This window comes from Streptomyces coelicoflavus, from assembly GCF_045041415.1.
Lineage (GTDB): Bacteria > Actinomycetota > Actinomycetes > Streptomycetales > Streptomycetaceae > Streptomyces > Streptomyces coelicoflavus.
On record NZ_CP108218.1, the window covers coordinates 2,253,716 to 2,269,260 of the forward strand.

Here is a 15,545-nt window from a genome sequence, read left to right on the forward strand (position 1 = left end):
GGAGCCGGAAGGGCCGCCGGCACCGCGACACCCGGCGAGGGCCGGGCCACCGCCGAGCGCGCGGAGCCCGCCGAGCGCGCGGAGCCCGCCGAGCGCGCGGAGCCCGCCGAGCGCGTGGAGCCCGACGGTCACGCGGAACCCGCCGGACGCGCGGAATCCGACGGTCCCGCAGGGCCCGCCGAACGCGCGGAGCCCGCCCAGCACTCGGAACCCGCCGGCAACGGCGCCACCACCGGCAGCCCGCCATCCACCGACGTCACGGAGCCACCCGGGAGCGACGGCGGGAACGGCGGCGGGAGCGGTGCCGTCGCCGGTGGCGGCCCTGGTGGGACCGGGGCGGCGGAGGACGACGGAGTGAGGAGCAGCACCCCATGAGCAGCACCAGCAGCAGCACGTCCGGCGACGCGCCCGGCCGCACCCCCACCGGTGCCGCACCCCCGCTGCTGAGCGTCCAGGGACTGCACGTCACCTTCCCCGGCCGGCGCGGGGCAGCCGCCGCGCGAGCCGTGGACGGGGTCGACCTCGACATCCGGCGGGGTGAGATCGTCGCGCTGGTCGGCGAGTCGGGCTGCGGCAAGACGACTCTCGCCCGTTCGCTGCTGGGCCTGGTCAGGCCGACCGGGGGACGCGTCACCTTCGACGGTGCACCTCTCGGGTACTCCGCCCGGGCCCTCAAGGCGTACCGCAGGCGGGCGCAGCTGGTCCTCCAGGATCCGAGCGGCTCACTGAACCCGCGGCACACGGTGTACGACATCGTCGCCGAGGGCCTGCGCATTCACGGTCACGCCGGGGACGAGCGGACGGCGGTCGCCGAGGCGCTGGCGCGGGCCGGGCTGCGGCCGCCGGAGCGCTTCTTCCTGCGTTACCCGCACGAGCTGTCCGGCGGCCAGCGTCAGCGGGTCGTCATCGCGGGCGCGCTGGTCCTGCGGCCCGAACTCCTCGTCGCCGACGAACCGGTGGCGTCCCTCGACGCGTCGGTGCGCGGCGAGATCCTGGCGCTGCTGCTGCGGCTGCGCACCGAGCTGGGCCTGGCCGCCCTGGTGGTGACCCACGACCTGGGGCTGGCCTGGAACATCGCCGACCGGGTCGCGGTGATGTACCTCGGCCGGATCGTCGAGACGGGCGCGGTGGAGCAGGTGCTGACGGCCCCGCGGCACCCGTACACCCAGGCGCTGCTGTCCGTGCTTCCGGAGGCGCCCGGCGCCCCGGTGGTGCTCACGGGCGAGCCGCCGGACCCGTCGTACATCCCCGGCGGCTGTCGCTTCCACGTCCGCTGCCCGGTCCTGGCGGGCGGCGAGGCCGGACGGGCCGGCGTCGCGGAGGCCTGCCGGAACGGGGAGCTGGAGATCCTGCGCGGCGGCGACGAGTCGCAGGTCGCGTGCCACTGGGCCCGTGCGGAGCGGCCCGCCGCCGAACGGGCGGGCTGACGCCGACGGGCACGCCGGCGACGGCCGGCGGGCCGACACCGACGCCGACACCGACGCCGACGCCGACGCCGACGAGGGGAGGGCGTCCTCAGGGCCTGGGGGCGTCCGCCGCGGTGATCTCGCGGCACCTGTCCACGTCCGCGGCCATCTGCACGAGCAGCGCGTCCAGCGTCTCGAACTTCGCCTGCCCGCGTACGAAGGCCACGAAGTCCACGGCGACGTGCAGGCCGTACAGCTCGAGGTCCACGCGGTCGATGGCGTATGCCTCGACCGTGCGCTCGGTCCCCTCGAACTGCGGGTTGGTGCCGACGGAGATCGCGGCCGGCATCGCCTCGCCCTGGGCGTGCAGCCAGCCGGCGTAGACGCCGTCGGCGGGGATCGCGGTGTGCGGGAGGGTCTCGACGTTGGCCGTGGGGAAGCCCATCTCACGGCCGCGCTGGGCGCCCCGGACGACCACGCCCTCGACGCGGTGCGGGCGGCCCAGGATCTCGGCGGCGCCGGCCACGTCGCCCTCGGCGACCAGGCGGCGGGTCAGGGTGGAGGAGAACGGCTCGCCGCCGCCCGCCTCGCCGGTGACGTACAGGTCGACGACCTCGACCTCGAAGTCGTAGACCTTGCCCTGCTCGATGAGGAAGTCGACGTTCCCGGCGGCTTTGTGGCCGAAGCGGAAGTTGGGGCCCTCGACGACCGCCTTGGCGCGCAGCCGGTCGACCAGGACCTTGACCACGAAGTCGGCCGCGGAGAGCTTCGAGAACTCCTTGGTGAAGGGGAGGATCAGCACCGCGTCCACGCCCAGGTCGGCCATCAGTTCGGCCCGGCGGTGGTGCGGGGCGAGCAGCGGCGGGTGGCTGCCGGGGCGGACGACCTCACTGGGGTGCGGGTCGAAGGTGACGACGACGGCCGGGACGCCCAGCTCGCGGGCCCGGTCCACGGCGTGCCTGATGATCAGCTGGTGCCCGCGGTGGACACCGTCGTAGGAGCCGATGGTGACGACGCTGCGTCCCCAGTCCTCGGGGATGTCCTCCAAGCCACGCCAGCGCTGCACTGTGTCCGCTCCTTGGTGCTTCCGTGGTTTCCATGGTTTCCGTGGTGACCCTTGCGCAGGACTAAGGGTGCCATGCCGTCCGGCTCCCGCCCGCATCGGCATCGGCGCTGTGACCGGGTGCACGCCGTGCGGGCCCGGCGAGGGCCGTGGCGGGGGCGCGGCCGGTCAGGCGGGGACGCGGACGCCCGCCAGGCGCTCGATCGTGCGCCGGGTGCTCGGGCCCACCAGCGCGGCCCAGTCCTGGGGCGCGTCGGTGAGCCAGCCGGTCAGCCGGGTCGCGAACCCGGGCAGGTGGCGGGCCAGGTCGACCAGGGCACGGTCGAAGCGAGTGGCGCCGTCCGGGCTGCGGACCAGGAGCAGCCCGGTGCGGTGGACCATGCCCCGCAGCTCCTCGCCCGCGCACCGGGCGGCGGCGTGCAGCAGCGCGTCCAGGACGGCGGGTTCGTACTCGTGGGCGAACAGGTGCTCCCGCAGTTCACGGCGGAGCGGGGCGCCCGCCGCGGCGCCGTCGGCGGCGAGGATCCCGGCGAGCGCGGCCCGCACGGGCTCGGGACCGTCGTCCAGGAGGCGGGTGACCAGCGGGAGCAGTACGGCGCCGGATGCGGGGTCCCGGTCGAGGCGGCGGTCGACGTACGCGGCCAGATGCCCGGCGGTCTCGGGGCGCTCCGCGACGGCCCGCCCGACGAGGTCGGCCACCCGGTGGGCCAGCGCGGGCGTGGTGGCGTCGGCGAGCGTGCGCAGCGCCTCGCCGGCGTCCGGGCCGAGCAGGCGGGCCCGGAAGGCTTCGAGGACGGGCTCGGGGTGGGTCGGCAGGGCGGTGGCCACCGCGCTCGGCGGGAGGTAGGGGTCGGAGGCGGCGAAGTGGTCGAGGGCTCTGGGCAGGTGGCGGTCGCGGCAGCCGGGGTCCTGGACGAGCAGGGCGAGCGCGCCGCCGCGCAGGGGACTGGCGGAGGGGCCGGCGAGCAGCATCAGGGCGGCGTGGCGGAGCAGGGTGCGGTCGGCGCCGGTGCGTGCGTGCGGGGCGGTGCGCAGCCCGTGGGTGACCGCCGCGGTCTGCCGCTCCGGGCGCTCGTCGCGCGCCCACCGCTCCACCGCGCGGCAGAGCGCCGACGGCTCCTCCTCGGCCAGGACGCCGAGCAGTTCGTCGGCGCGTCGGTGCGCGCTGTCGACGAGCACCTCGGTGAGGCCGTCCAGGCCGCGGTGCCGGTGGGTGTGCAGCAGCGCCTGTGCGGCCGTGGCGACGGTGGCGTGCGGCGTGGCGGGCAGCGGCCGGTCGTCGTCGAACCAGCGGACGAGCAGCGGTTGTACGGCCGCGGGGTCGGCGGTGAGCAGTCCGGCCACGGTGTCGAGGTGGCGGGGGCCGGGCGCGTGCGGGGGGCCGTCGGCCAGGACGAGGCGGCGCAGCAGGTCGAGGCGGGTGGTCCCGGGCAGGCGCAGGGACGTCCAGAATCCGGGCCCGAAGTCCTGAGGCGTCGGCCGGCCTTCTCCTCCCCGTTCCGCGATGCCGTCGGCGAGCAGGCGCAGCACCTCCGTGTACGGCGTCGCGTCGGGTACGCGGGTCAGCACTTCGGCGAGCAGCCGGGCGGCCCACCAGGAGTGCGGGTCGAGGTCGAGGGCGTGCACCAGCTCTTCGAGGGTCAGGGCGAGTTGGGGGACGCCGTGCTGCCGGGCGAGGAGCAGGACCGCCTCGACGACGGAGCCGATGCGGTGGTGGGGGACAGGGAGGGTGTGCGTGCCGTGCGGGGTGTCACGGCGGTGGACGAGGGCGCGCAGGGCCTCGTCCAGGTCGAGGTGGGTGCCCTGGATCCAGTCGGCGACTTCCTCGTGCGCGAAGCGGTAGCCGCTGCCCGCGGGGACGAACAGGCCCTCGGCGAGCACGGCGGGCGCCCAGCCGGTGCCGCCGCCCAGCCGGGCGGGCGCCGGCCCCCACGGGAACAGCGCCTCGAAGGACTCCCGGTCGAGGGCGCCCTGCCCGGGCCCGAGGCTGCGCCGGGCGGCTTCGTGGACCTGCCCGGAGACCTTCGCCGCGAGCCGGCGCACGGCGCTGCCGCGCAGGCCGTTCTCCCCGGCCAGGCGGTCGGCGACCCGCAGGCACATCAGGTCGAGGTACGCCGCGAAGACCGCGTCGCGGGTGACGGGTACCGGGGCCGGGGTGCCGGGGAGGGCGGCGTGGACCTCCGAGAGCAGGCGGAGGGTGAGGGGGTGCCCGGCGTCCGGTTCCGCGAGGACACCTTCCGGTACGCGGTGGCGTGCGCGCGCCTCGCGGGCCTCGTCGCCGCACAGGTCGCCGAGACGGACGCAGGGCGGGAGCCCGGCCGGAACGCCGGACGCCGGTTCCGTTCCCGGCGCACCGGCGGCGGGGGACGGCCACGCCGCGTCGGGGGCCGCCCCGGGTGCCGGCGCCGACTCATGGGTCGCCCCCGGTGCCTGCGCGGCTGCGCCATGGGCCGCCCCCGGTGCCGATGCGGCCCCACGGATCGTCCCCGCTGCCGGCGCCGCGCCGGCCGGCCCCCGCGACGGTGCCCTGTCTGCCACGCCGGATGCCGGCTTCCGGGGCTCCGGAAGCCCTCGCGTGCCCCCGGCCGGCCCGGACGCAGGTCCCGGCGCACCGGCGGCGGGGCGCGGCCACGCCGCGTCGAGGGCCGCCCCGGGTGCCGGCACCGACTCATGGGCCGCCCCCGATGCCGATGCGGCGCCGGCCAGCCCCCGCGACGGTGCCCTGTCGGCCGCGCCGCGCGGCGGCACGGCGCGGTCCGCGCCGGACGCCGGTTTTCGGGGCTCCCGGGGCTCCCGGAGCTGGGGAAGCCCCCGCGCGCCCCCGGCCGGCCCGGACAGCCACCCCTCCCCCGCGGCCCCCGCCGCTCGGCCGTCGGCACCGGCATTGACGAACCCCGCTCCCCCGGTGTCCGGCCCGTACAGCAGCTCCCTGGGGAACTCCGCCCCCGCGTGCTCCCAGTACTCGGCGCGGCAGGCCACCACGAGCCGTGCTCCCGTCTCCCGCAGCCAGCCGGCCGTGCCCTCGGTCCACTCGGGGAGGCGGTGGGCCAGGACGGGCGGCATCTCTTCGGGGCCGTCCAGGAGGACCAGGAGGGGCCGTCCGGCGGTGCGGGCCAGGTGGGCGAGGCGTTCCGGGGTGATGTCGCCGAGGCCGGCGGGGCGGGAGGGGGCCGAGGTGGCCACGATGCGGGCCGCCCTGGCCAGCGTCCGGCGGGCCGCGTCGGCCAGCGACATGTCGTCGTCGTGCAGATCGGCCCCGCGCAGCCACAGCGTGGGCGCCGCCTCCGGGCCCCGGGAACGGCGGGCGGCGAGGGCCGCCAGCTCGGTCGTGCGGCCGCTGCCCGGCGCGCCGACCAGGCCGAGGACGCGGGCGGGGCCCGCGGCGAAGGCGGCGAAGGCGGCGGCCGTCGCCGCGCGGCGCACCGGTCGCGCCGCGTCCGCTCCGCCGACCGGACCGGCGGCGGGGTTCCCCTCCGTGACCGATGTCGCCGTGAGGGCGAGCACCCCGGCCAGGTTGAGGTCGGCGCCGTACGCCGGGACCGTCGCCGCGTTCTCGGCGAGGAGGTCGGCGAGCGGGCCGGTGGCCGCGCGGCGCAGCGGTACGGCGAAGCCGACGTCGCTGTGGCCGGAGCTGAGGGCGGTGCCGACGACACCGAGGACGGCGCCGGTCGTCACGTCGAGGACGGGTCCGCCGGCCGCGCCGCCGCCGAGGCGCAGGGCGTCCCGCCCGGACGTGCCGACGGCCAGCTCCAGGGCGTCGCCGAGGAGGTGGAAGCGGTCGGTGGCCGTGTAGGTGACGTCGGTGGCGCCCAGGACCCGGGCCTCGCGCCAGCCGCCCGCGGCGATGCGGACGTAGGTCCCGGCCTCGACGCGGTCCCGCGTGCTCAGGGGCAGCGGGTCGACGCCGAGGCCCTCGGTGCGGACGAGGGCCAGGCCGAGGGCGGGCAGCGGGGTCACGTCGGCGGCGGCCACCACGCGGCGGCGGTCCCCGGCGGTGCTCAGGACCAGCCGGGACAGGCCGTCGACGGCTTCGTGGCTGGTGAGCACCGTGCCGTGGTGGTCGGCGACGCATCCGGTGCCCCGGGGGCGGCCGGCGAGGTCGTGGACGCGGATCAGGGCGGCATCGGGCGGGTGTCCCGCGGGGTCGGCCTCCCGGACGGCCGGCAAGCCGCCCCGCGCCTCCCGGGAGCCGTCCCCGGGCCGCTCCCCCGCCGTGCCGCCCGTCGCCTCCCGGGACCGGTTCCGCGACGCCATCGTCGAACCTCCCCGCCGTACACCCGTGCTGTGTGTGCGACGGTAGGCGCGTGATGATCAGCGGGACAGATCCCCTGGCGAACGCGCCCCCTTCCACTCCCCCGGTTCACTCCGAGCGCCTGCCCGGACGGGTGAACAGAAGGGGTGGGTTGGATAGACCCTAGGAGGTGGGGGAACCGAGGGGGGACCGTGGAGCGGCGGCAGTGGTAGTCCCCGTGATCGCCGCTCCACGGGCGGACTTGACGGCCCGTCGGCTCAGCCGAAGACGGCCAGGCTCTTCGCCTTGCCCTTGTGCTCCTCCACGAGCGCGAGGAGGCGCCCGTCGGGATCGAAGACGGCGACGGCACCGGCGCCCGCGTACTGCTCGGGCATCTCCAGCCGTACGCCGTTGGTGAGCAGTCGGGCGCGCCTGGTGTCGACGTCCCAGCGGCGGAAGGCCGCGTCGGCCGCGTCCGCGACGGGCATGACGGTGAGGTCCTGCTGGAGCTGGTCCAGCGTCCGGGCGCCGTCCAGCTTGTACGGGCCGACGCGGGTGCGGCGCAGCGCCGTGAGGTGCCCGCCGACGCCGAGACCGGCGCCCAGGTCGCGGGCGAGGGCCCGGATGTAGGTGCCGGAGGAGCAGGTCACCGAGACCACCAGGTCGAGCACCGGGGTGCCGTCCTCGGCGACGGCGTCCCGGACGTCGTACACCGCGAAGGAGGAGACGGTGACGGGGCGGGCGGGGATCTCGAAGTCCTCGCCCTCGCGGGCCCGTTTGTAGGAGCGCACGCCCTTGATCTTGATGGCGCTGACCTTGGACGGCACCTGCATGATGGCGCCGCTCAGCTCGGCGACGCCGGCGTCGATCGCCTCCCGGGTGACCTTCGAGGCGTCCCGCGACCCCGTGATCTCGCCCTCGGCGTCGTCGGTGAGCGTCGTCTGCCCGAGCCGGATGGTGCCCAGGTACTCCTTCTCGGTGAGGGCGAGGTGCCCGAGGAGCTTGGTCGCCCGCTCCACCCCGAGGACCAGGACGCCCGTCGCCATCGGGTCGAGCGTGCCGGCGTGCCCGACGCGCCGGGTGCGGGCGATGCCCCGCATCTTGGCGACGACGTCGTGCGAAGTGAAGCCCGACGGCTTGTCGACGATGACAAGGCCGTCGGGCGTGGTGTGCTTCTCGCTCATTTAGCGGTGTCGTCCGTCTCGTCGGCCCCGGTCTCGGGCTCCGTCTCGTCCTCGCCCGGCTTGCGGTACGGGTCCGCCTCGCCCGCGTACGCGGCGCCCGCGGACGCCTCGCGCACCTTCTCGTCGGACTGCCGCGCCCGGTCGAGGAGGTCCTCGATGTTGCGGGCGGTGTCCGGCAGGGCGTCCATGACGAAGGTCAGGGTCGGCGTGAACTTCACGCCCGCCGCCTTGCCGACCTCGGAGCGCAGGATGCCCTTGGCGCTCTCCAGGCCCGCCGCGGCGGCCTTGCGCTCCTCGTCGTCCCCGTAGACCGTGTAGAAGACGGTCGCCTCCCGCAGGTCACCGGTGACCCGGGTGTCCGTGATGGTGACGTGCGTGCCGAGCCGCGGGTCCTTGATCCCGCGCTGCAGCTTCTGGGCCACCACCTCTCGGATGAGGTCCGCCAGCCTTTTCGCCCGCGCGTTGTCGGCCACTGGTCCGTCTCCCGTTCTTTCTTCTCTTGCCCGATCCGGCTTCTCTTGCCCGATCCGGTCGATCCGGTCTGCTGCCCGGTCTGGTCAGTCGTCGTCGCCGTGGAAGCGCCGCCTCACCGACAGCAGTTCCACCTCGGGGCGGCCGGCCACCAGCCGTTCGCACCGGTCGAGCACGTCGCTGAGGTGGCCCGCGTCGCCGGACACCAGGGCCAGGCCGACGACGGCCCGGCGATGGAGGTTCATGTGCTCCACCTCCGCCGCGCTCACCGCGTACTTCCGCTGGAGTTCGGCGACGATCGGGCGGACGACGGAGCGCTTCTCCTTCAGCGAATGTACGTCGCCGAGGAGGAGGTCGAAGGACAGCGTCCCCACATACATGTGAAACCGGTTCACCCGCCGGTCCGGGATCGATGGCCCCGCCGCGAACGGGCGGGATCATCTGAACCGTACAACGAACGGCCGGGGCCGATCGACGGATATTGTGCTCCGCCGACCGGCCCCGGACCGGTCACTCCCGGAAGTCGCGGTACTTACACCCGCGGCTTCTCGCGCATCTCGTACGTCGCGATGACGTCGTCGACCTTGATGTCGTTGAAGTTTCCGAGGTTGATACCGCCCTCGAAGCCTTCGCGGATCTCGGTGACGTCGTCCTTGAAGCGACGCAGGCCCACGATGTTGAGGCTCTCCGCGATGACCTTGCCATCGCGCAGCAGACGCGCCTTGGTGTTGCGCTTGACCTCGCCGGAGCGGATGAGAACACCCGCGATGTTGCCCAGCTTGGACGAGCGGAAGATCTCCCGGATCTCCGCCGTGCCCAGCTCGACCTCTTCGTACTCCGGCTTGAGCATGCCCTTGAGGGCCGCCTCGATCTCCTCGATCGCCTGGTAGATGACCGAGTAGTACCGGACGTCCACGCCTTCGCGCTCGGCCATCTGCGCGGCACGCCCTGCGGCGCGCACGTTGAAGCCGATCACGATGGCGTCGGAGCCCATCGCCAGGTCGATGTCGGACTCCGTGACCGCACCGACACCGCGGTGCAGGACGCGGATGTCGACCTCTTCGCCGACGTCCAGCTGGAGCAGGGAGGATTCCAGCGCCTCGACCGATCCGGACGCGTCGCCCTTGATGATCAGGTTCAGCTGCTGGACCTCGCCGGCCTTCAGCACCTTGTCCAGGTCCTCCAGGGACACGCGACGCGTGCGCTTGGCGAACGCGGCGTTCCGCTCGCGGGCGGCGCGCTTCTCCGCGATCTGGCGGGCCGTACGGTCCTCGTCAACCACGATGAAGTTGTCACCGGCGCCCGGGACGTTGGTCAGACCCAGCACCTGGACCGGCGTGGACGGACCCGCCTCGGCGACGTTGTTGCCGTTGTCGTCGAGCATGGCGCGGACGCGGCCGTAGGCGTCGCCCACCACCATCGTGTCGCCGACCCGCAGGGTGCCTCGCTGCACGAGGACCGTCGCCACGGCACCGCGGCCGCGGTCGAGACGGGACTCGATCGAGATGCCCTGCGCGTCCTGGTCCGGGTTGGCCCGCAGGTCGAGCGAGGCGTCGGCCGTGAGGATCACGGCCTCCAGCAGCGAGTCGATGTTCTGACCCTGCTTGGCGGAGATGTCGACGAACATGGTGTCGCCGCCGAACTCCTCGGCCACCAGGCCGTACTCGGTCAGCTGACCGCGCACCTTGGTCGGGTCGGCACCCTCGACGTCGATCTTGTTGACCGCGACGACGATCGGGACGTCGGCCGCCTGGGCGTGGTTGAGCGCCTCGACCGTCTGCGGCATGACGCCGTCGTTGGCCGCGACGACCAGGATCGCGATGTCGGTCGACCGCGCACCACGGGCACGCATGGCGGTGAACGCCTCGTGACCCGGGGTGTCGATGAAGGTGATCTTGCGATCCTCTTCGTTGACCTCGGTCGCTACCTGGTAGGCACCGATGTGCTGGGTGATGCCGCCGGCCTCGCCCGCGATGACGTTCGTCTTGCGGATGGCGTCGAGCAGTCGGGTCTTTCCGTGGTCGACGTGGCCCATGACGGTCACGACCGGCGGACGGACGACCAGGTCCTCGTCGGAGCCCTCGTCCTCGCCGAACTCCAGGTCGAAGGACTCGAGCAGCTCGCGGTCCTCCTCCTCCGGGCTGACGATCTGAACCGTGTAGTTCATCTCGCCGGCGAGGAGCTGGAGCGTCTCGTCGGAGACGGACTGGGTCGCGGTGACCATCTCGCCGAGGTTCATCATGACCGCGACGAGCGACGCCGGGTTGGCGTTGATCTTCTCCGCGAAGTCGGTGAGCGACGCACCGCGCGACAGGCGAATGGTCTCGCCGTTGCCGCGGGGCAGCATCACGCCGCCGACCGACGGGGCCTGCATGGCCTCGTACTCCTGGCGCCTCTGCCGCTTCGACTTGCGACCGCGACGCGCGGGACCACCGGGACGACCGAAGGCGCCCTGCGTGCCACCACGGCCACCGGGACCGCCGGGACGACCGCCGAAGCCGGGACGGCCACCGCCGCCACCGAAGCCACCGCCGGGACGACCGGCGAAACCGCCGCCGCCACCCGGACGACCGCCACCGCCGCCACCGGGACGACCGGCGAAACCGCCGCCGCCACCGGGACGACCGCCGCCGCCGGGACGACCGGCACCGCCGGGACCGCGACCGCCGCCACCGGGGCCGGGACGCGGGCCGGCAGCAGGACGCTGCGGCATCATGCCGGGGTTCGGACGCGGACCGCCGCCGGGACGGGGACCTGCGCCGCCGCCCTGCGGACGCGGCATCGAGCCCGGGGTCGGGCGGTTGCCGCCCGGAGCCTGGGGACGGGGACCGCCGCCCTGGCCGCCGGGACCCTGCGGACGGGGACCGCCGCCGGGAGCACCACCGGGACCGCCCGGGCGGGGCCCGCCCTGCGGACGGGGCGCCTGCGGGCGCGCCATGCCGGCGTTGCCGCCGGACGTGAAGGGGTTGTTGCCCGGACGCGGACCGCCGGGACGGCCGCCGGGACGCTGGCCCGGAGCGCCGGGACGCTGGCCACCGGGACGGCCCTGGCCGCCCTGCTGACCGCGGTCCTGACCCGGACCGGACGGACGGGCACCGCCGGGCTTGGGGGCACCGGGACGCGCGCCACCGGGCTTCGGACCGGCCGGAGCCTGGGACGAAGCGGCCGGGGCGGCCGGGGCGGCCGGAGCGGCCGGCGGAGCGGTGAACTCCGGCGCGGCCGGGGCCGGACGCGGCGCGGGCTTGGGGCCCGGCGTCGGGCGCGGACCCTGGGACGGCGCCGGCGCGGGGGCCGACGGAGCCGCGGGCTCCTGGGCGGCCGGAGGCTTGGGAGCCGCCGGAGCCGCGGGACCCGGACGGGGCGCAGCCGGACGGGCCGCCTGCGCCGGGGAGGGCGCCGCCGGCCTGGGGGCAGCCTTCTTCGGGGCCGCGGGACGACCGGCGGACCGGCCGTTTCCGCCACCCTGCTGGAAGGCGTCTGTCAGCTTGCGTACTACGGGCGCTTCGATCGTCGAAGACGCCGAACGGACGAATTCACCGAGTTCCTGGAGCTTGGCCATGACGACCTTGCTCTCGACGCCGAACTCCTTGGCGAGTTCGTAGACCCGGACCTTAGCCACTTCGCTCCTCTGAGGTCCGGGTTGCGTCCGGACCGTCGCTAGTTCATGGGCGTACTCATCGCGTACTCATCGAGTGCTCATCGCAATCTCGACCTGCTTTCGACTCGCGAGGTACCAAGCCGCGCGGGGTCTCGCGCGGCATGTCTTCCTTACCATGTTGCTCACACGCTGCTGTCAGCAGCCTTGTCGCAACCTTGTGCCTGCTCGACGTAGTGGCGCAACGCCTTTACGTCGAGCGGACCCGGGACGCGGAGCGCCCGCGGGAACGCCTTGCGGCGCACTGCCTGGTCGACACAGACCGGGACGGGATGTACGTACGCACCCCGGCCGGGCAGCGTACCGCGTGGATCAGGGGTGCAATGACCCCCGTCCGCGACGGTGCGCAACAGCTCGCTCTTGACCGCTCGCTCCCGGCACCCCACGCAGGTGCGCTCGGGGCATGCTCGGGTACGTGTCCGGCCAGACACTGCTAAGTCTACCTCCCCGGACCGACCTCACCCCTTCGGGGCAAGAATCGAACACGTGCCGCACGCAAAGCTGTCGTGATCTCAGCGGCGTGCGGCTTGGATCTATTCCCCGGCTACTCGGACGGCCGGTCGTCCCGCCGGTCGGCACGCTCGTCGTCGCGCCGGTCGTCCGGCTGCTCGGTGTCCGGGCGGATGTCGATCCGCCAGCCGGTCAGCCGGGCCGCGAGCCGGGCGTTCTGGCCCTCCTTGCCGATGGCCAGCGACAGCTGGTAGTCGGGCACGATCACGCGCGCGGAGCGGGCCGCGAGGTCCACGACCTCCACCTTGGAGACGCGGGCCGGAGAGAGTGCGTTCGCCACCATCTCGGCCGGGTCGTCCGACCAGTCGACGATGTCGATCTTCTCGCCGTTCAGCTCACCCATCACGTTGCGCACCCGGCCGCCCATGGGGCCGATGCAGGCACCCTTGGCGTTCAGGCCCGAGCGGGTGGAGCGTACGGCGATCTTGGTGCGGTGGCCGGCCTCGCGGGCGATCGCGGAGATCTCGACGGACCCGTCGGCGATCTCCGGCACCTCGAGGGCGAACAGCTTCTTCACCAGGTTGGGGTGCGTGCGGGACAGCGTCACGGACGGGCCGCGCACGCCCTTGGCCACGCGGACGACGTACGAGCGCAGGCGTGTGCCGTGCGGGTAGGTCTCGCCGGGCACCTGCTCCTGCACCGGCAGGATGGCCTCCAGCTTGCCGATGTCGACCAGCACGTTCTTCGGGTCGCGGCCCTGCTGGACCACGCCGGTGACGATGTCGCCCTCACGGCCGGCGTACTCGCCGAGCGTCGCGTCGTCCTCGGCGTCGCGCAGGCGCTGCAGGATGACCTGCTTGGCGGTGGTCGCGGCGATGCGGCCGAAGTCGGACGGGGTGTCGTCGAACTCGCGGGCCGCCTGGCCCTCCTCGAGGTCGTCGGGGTCCTCCTTCGCCCACACGGTCACGTGTCCGGTGTTCCGGTCGAGCTCCACGCGCGCGTGCCGGCGGCTTCCCTCGGTGCGGTGGTAGGCGATGAGGAGGGCCGACTCGATCGCTTCGACCAGCAGGTCGAAGGAGATCTCCTTCTCCCGCACCAAGCCCCGCAGGGCGCTCATGTCGATGTCCACGGCTACGCCTCCTCCTCTTCCGTCTTGTTGTCGGTGTTCTCGGTGTTCTCGGTGTTCTCGGTGTGGTCAGTGTTCTCGGTGTTCTTGGTGTCCTTGCGGTTGAACTCGACCTGGACGCGTGCCTTGTCGATGTCGCCGAAGGGCAGTCTGCGGGTGGTGGGCTTGCGGCCCTTCACTCCTGGTACTTCGAGGTCGAGTCCGTCCTCGTCCACGGCGAGGATGCGGGCGACCAGCTCGCCGCCCTCGTGCAGCTGGAACCGGACCAGGCGGTCCGTGGCGCGCACGTAGTGGCGGTGCTGGGTGAGCGAGCGCTCCGCGCCCGGGGTGCCGACCTCGAGGGTGTACTCCCCCTCGCCCATCGCGTCGGTCTCGTCGAGCTTCGCCGAGAGCGCGCGGCTCACATCGGCGATGCGGTCCAGGTCCGCTCCGGTGTCGGAGTCGACGACCACGCTCAGCACCCGCCTGCGGCCGACCGAGTCCACCGCGATCTCTTCGAGGTCCAGTCCCTGGGAGGCGACGAGCGGCTCCAGCAGCTCTCGCAGCCTCTCGCTCTGGGTGGTGCTCATCCGGGTGACTCCTCGGCCGCGTGTGCTGTTGTGGGACGGTGCGCGTGTCTGGTCAAAGGGTATCCGGTCGCGGGGGGTGTTGCCGTCCACCCCGTATCGGTTCGGGGGCGTGGTGCTGCCGATGAGTGGTGCCCGGGCGGGGCACGGGTACCGTGATCACGGGCGGGCCGCAGGCCGCACCGCGGTTTCCGACGCGTCGCCCGCCGCTCTGCCGTCGCTTTGCCTCCGCTTCCGTACGAGCCTGTCGAGGACGTCTGCCGTGTCGCTTCCCCCATCGCCGCGCCCGTTCCGGGGGCCGCGCAGAAGGAGCCTGCTCGCGTCGGCCGCCGGGGCCGCCGGGACCGTCCTGCTCGTCGGCTGTACCGGGGGGTCGGACTCCGACGGCCCTGGGGCCGGCCCGTCGGCCGCCGACCGGGCACGCGCGCGTGCGGCCCGGGACAGCGAGGCCCTGGCCGGGCGGTACGCGGCGGTGATCGCGGCGCATCCCGGGCTGGCGGAGCGGCTGGGGCCGCTGCGGGATGAGGTCGTACGGCACGCGGAGGCCTTCGGCGGTGAGCGGGCGGCTGCCTCGCCTCGGGCGTCGTCGACCGCGACGTCGGCCGCGTCGTCGGCCGCGTCGTCGGCCGCGTCCGCTTCGGTCTCGCCCTCGGTCTCCGCCCGGGCCGCCGGGCCGGCGGCCCGTGACGCCGGTGCCGTGCCCGCGGACGAGAAGGGCGCCCTGGGCATGCTCGCCGACGCCGAGCGGAAGCTGGCCGACCGGCGGGCCGATGCACTGCTCGACGTGCCGGGTGAGACGGCGCGGCTGCTGGCCTCGGTCGCGGCGGCCGGGGCGGCCCACGTGTTCCTGCTGACGGAGGGTGACGGGTGAGCAAGGCGGAGGACGGGCGGCTGGACGCCGTCCAGGCGGCGCTGGCGGCGGAGCACGCGGCGGTGTACGGCTACGGGGTCGTCGGCGGGCGGATCGGTGAGGAACGACGCACCGAGGCACGGGCGGCGTACGACGCGCACCGGGCGCGGCGGGACGCGCTGGCGCGCGACGTGCGGGACCTGGGCGGTGAGCCGGTCGCCGCGGCGGCCGGGTACGCGCTGCCGTTCTCGGTGCCGGACTCGGCGGCGGCGGTACGGCTGGCGGCCCAGCTGGAGGACCGGGTGGCCGGGGTCTACTCCGACCTGGTGCGGGCGGCCGAGGGCGACCTGCGGGCCACGGCGGCCGGTGGGCTGCGGGAGGCCGCGGTCCGCGCGGCACGCTGGCGGCGCGGGAGCGTAGCCTTCCCTGGGCTCGCCGAGCGGGCCGGCACGCCGACCGGGCGGGGGCCCGCTCCGGATGCCTCCGACACGGCGACGGGACCGGCGGCCTCGTCGGCGACGGCTTCACCGACTGCGTAACGCG

Annotated in this window: 12 protein-coding genes; 3 read left to right on the forward strand and 9 right to left on the reverse strand. The window is 74.6% G+C overall.

What is annotated here, in order from left to right; all coding sequences use genetic code 11:
* Positions 1-371: 371 nt before the first annotated feature.
* A complete protein-coding gene (locus OHA99_RS09750) occupies positions 372-1,427 on the forward strand; it encodes an ABC transporter ATP-binding protein (RefSeq protein WP_405695364.1) in 1,056 nt (351 codons plus the stop codon).
* A gap of 88 nt (positions 1,428-1,515) precedes the next feature.
* On the opposite strand, the gene OHA99_RS09755 is transcribed toward OHA99_RS09750, so the two are convergent.
* The 9 genes from OHA99_RS09755 to rimP all read right to left on the reverse strand — a co-directional run bounded on the left by OHA99_RS09755 (position 1,516) and on the right by rimP (position 14,155).
* Positions 1,516-2,472 carry a bifunctional riboflavin kinase/FAD synthetase gene (locus OHA99_RS09755; protein WP_007444996.1) on the reverse strand — a complete coding sequence of 319 codons (957 nt, stop codon included), beginning with the start codon at positions 2,470-2,472 and terminating at the stop codon, positions 1,516-1,518.
* A 165-nt stretch (positions 2,473-2,637) separates the two neighbouring features.
* The gene (locus OHA99_RS09760) at positions 2,638-6,723 is read right to left on the reverse strand and encodes a trypsin-like peptidase domain-containing protein (RefSeq protein WP_405695367.1); all 4,086 of its coding nucleotides are present in this window, start codon (positions 6,721-6,723) and stop codon (positions 2,638-2,640) included.
* Positions 6,724-6,978: 255 nt separating this feature from the next.
* Positions 6,979-7,884 carry a tRNA pseudouridine(55) synthase TruB gene (gene truB, locus OHA99_RS09765; RefSeq protein ID WP_405695370.1) on the reverse strand — a complete coding sequence of 302 codons (906 nt, stop codon included), beginning with the start codon at positions 7,882-7,884 and terminating at the stop codon, positions 6,979-6,981.
* Positions 7,881-8,357: a 30S ribosome-binding factor RbfA gene (rbfA, locus tag OHA99_RS09770; RefSeq protein ID WP_153177690.1), complete on the reverse strand. Its 477-nt coding sequence runs from the start codon at positions 8,355-8,357 to the stop codon at positions 7,881-7,883. Before rbfA ends, truB begins: the two co-directional genes overlap by 4 nt.
* 84 nt (positions 8,358-8,441) lie before the next feature.
* Complete coding sequence (locus OHA99_RS09775; RefSeq protein ID WP_003973319.1) at positions 8,442-8,735, reverse strand: DUF503 domain-containing protein; 294 nt, start codon at positions 8,733-8,735, stop codon at positions 8,442-8,444.
* 152 nt (positions 8,736-8,887) lie between these two features.
* Complete coding sequence (gene infB / locus OHA99_RS09780; RefSeq protein ID WP_405695374.1) at positions 8,888-11,974, reverse strand: translation initiation factor IF-2; 3,087 nt, start codon at positions 11,972-11,974, stop codon at positions 8,888-8,890.
* Between the two features lie 161 nt (positions 11,975-12,135).
* Positions 12,136-12,441, reverse strand: a complete 306-nt coding sequence (locus OHA99_RS09785; RefSeq protein ID WP_153177692.1) for a YlxR family protein — start codon at positions 12,439-12,441, stop codon at positions 12,136-12,138.
* A 113-nt stretch (positions 12,442-12,554) separates the two neighbouring features.
* Complete coding sequence (gene nusA, locus OHA99_RS09790; RefSeq protein ID WP_153177693.1) at positions 12,555-13,589, reverse strand: transcription termination factor NusA; 1,035 nt, start codon at positions 13,587-13,589, stop codon at positions 12,555-12,557.
* Between the two features lie 2 nt (positions 13,590-13,591).
* Positions 13,592-14,155 (reverse strand): ribosome maturation factor RimP, encoded by a 564-nt coding sequence (rimP, locus tag OHA99_RS09795; protein ID WP_405695378.1) that lies wholly within the window; start codon positions 14,153-14,155, stop codon positions 13,592-13,594.
* 259 nt (positions 14,156-14,414) lie between these two features.
* On the opposite strand from rimP, the gene OHA99_RS09800 reads away from it, so the two are divergent.
* Together OHA99_RS09800 and OHA99_RS09805 are read left to right on the forward strand one after the other, a co-directional pair.
* The gene (locus OHA99_RS09800) at positions 14,415-15,023 is read left to right on the forward strand and encodes a hypothetical protein (protein ID WP_405695381.1); all 609 of its coding nucleotides are present in this window, start codon (positions 14,415-14,417) and stop codon (positions 15,021-15,023) included.
* On the forward strand, positions 15,020-15,541 hold the full coding sequence (locus OHA99_RS09805) for a ferritin-like domain-containing protein (RefSeq protein ID WP_165684686.1): 522 nt from the start codon (positions 15,020-15,022) through the stop codon (positions 15,539-15,541). The genes OHA99_RS09800 and OHA99_RS09805 overlap by 4 nt, the downstream gene beginning before the upstream one ends.
* Positions 15,542-15,545: the final 4 nt, after the last annotated feature.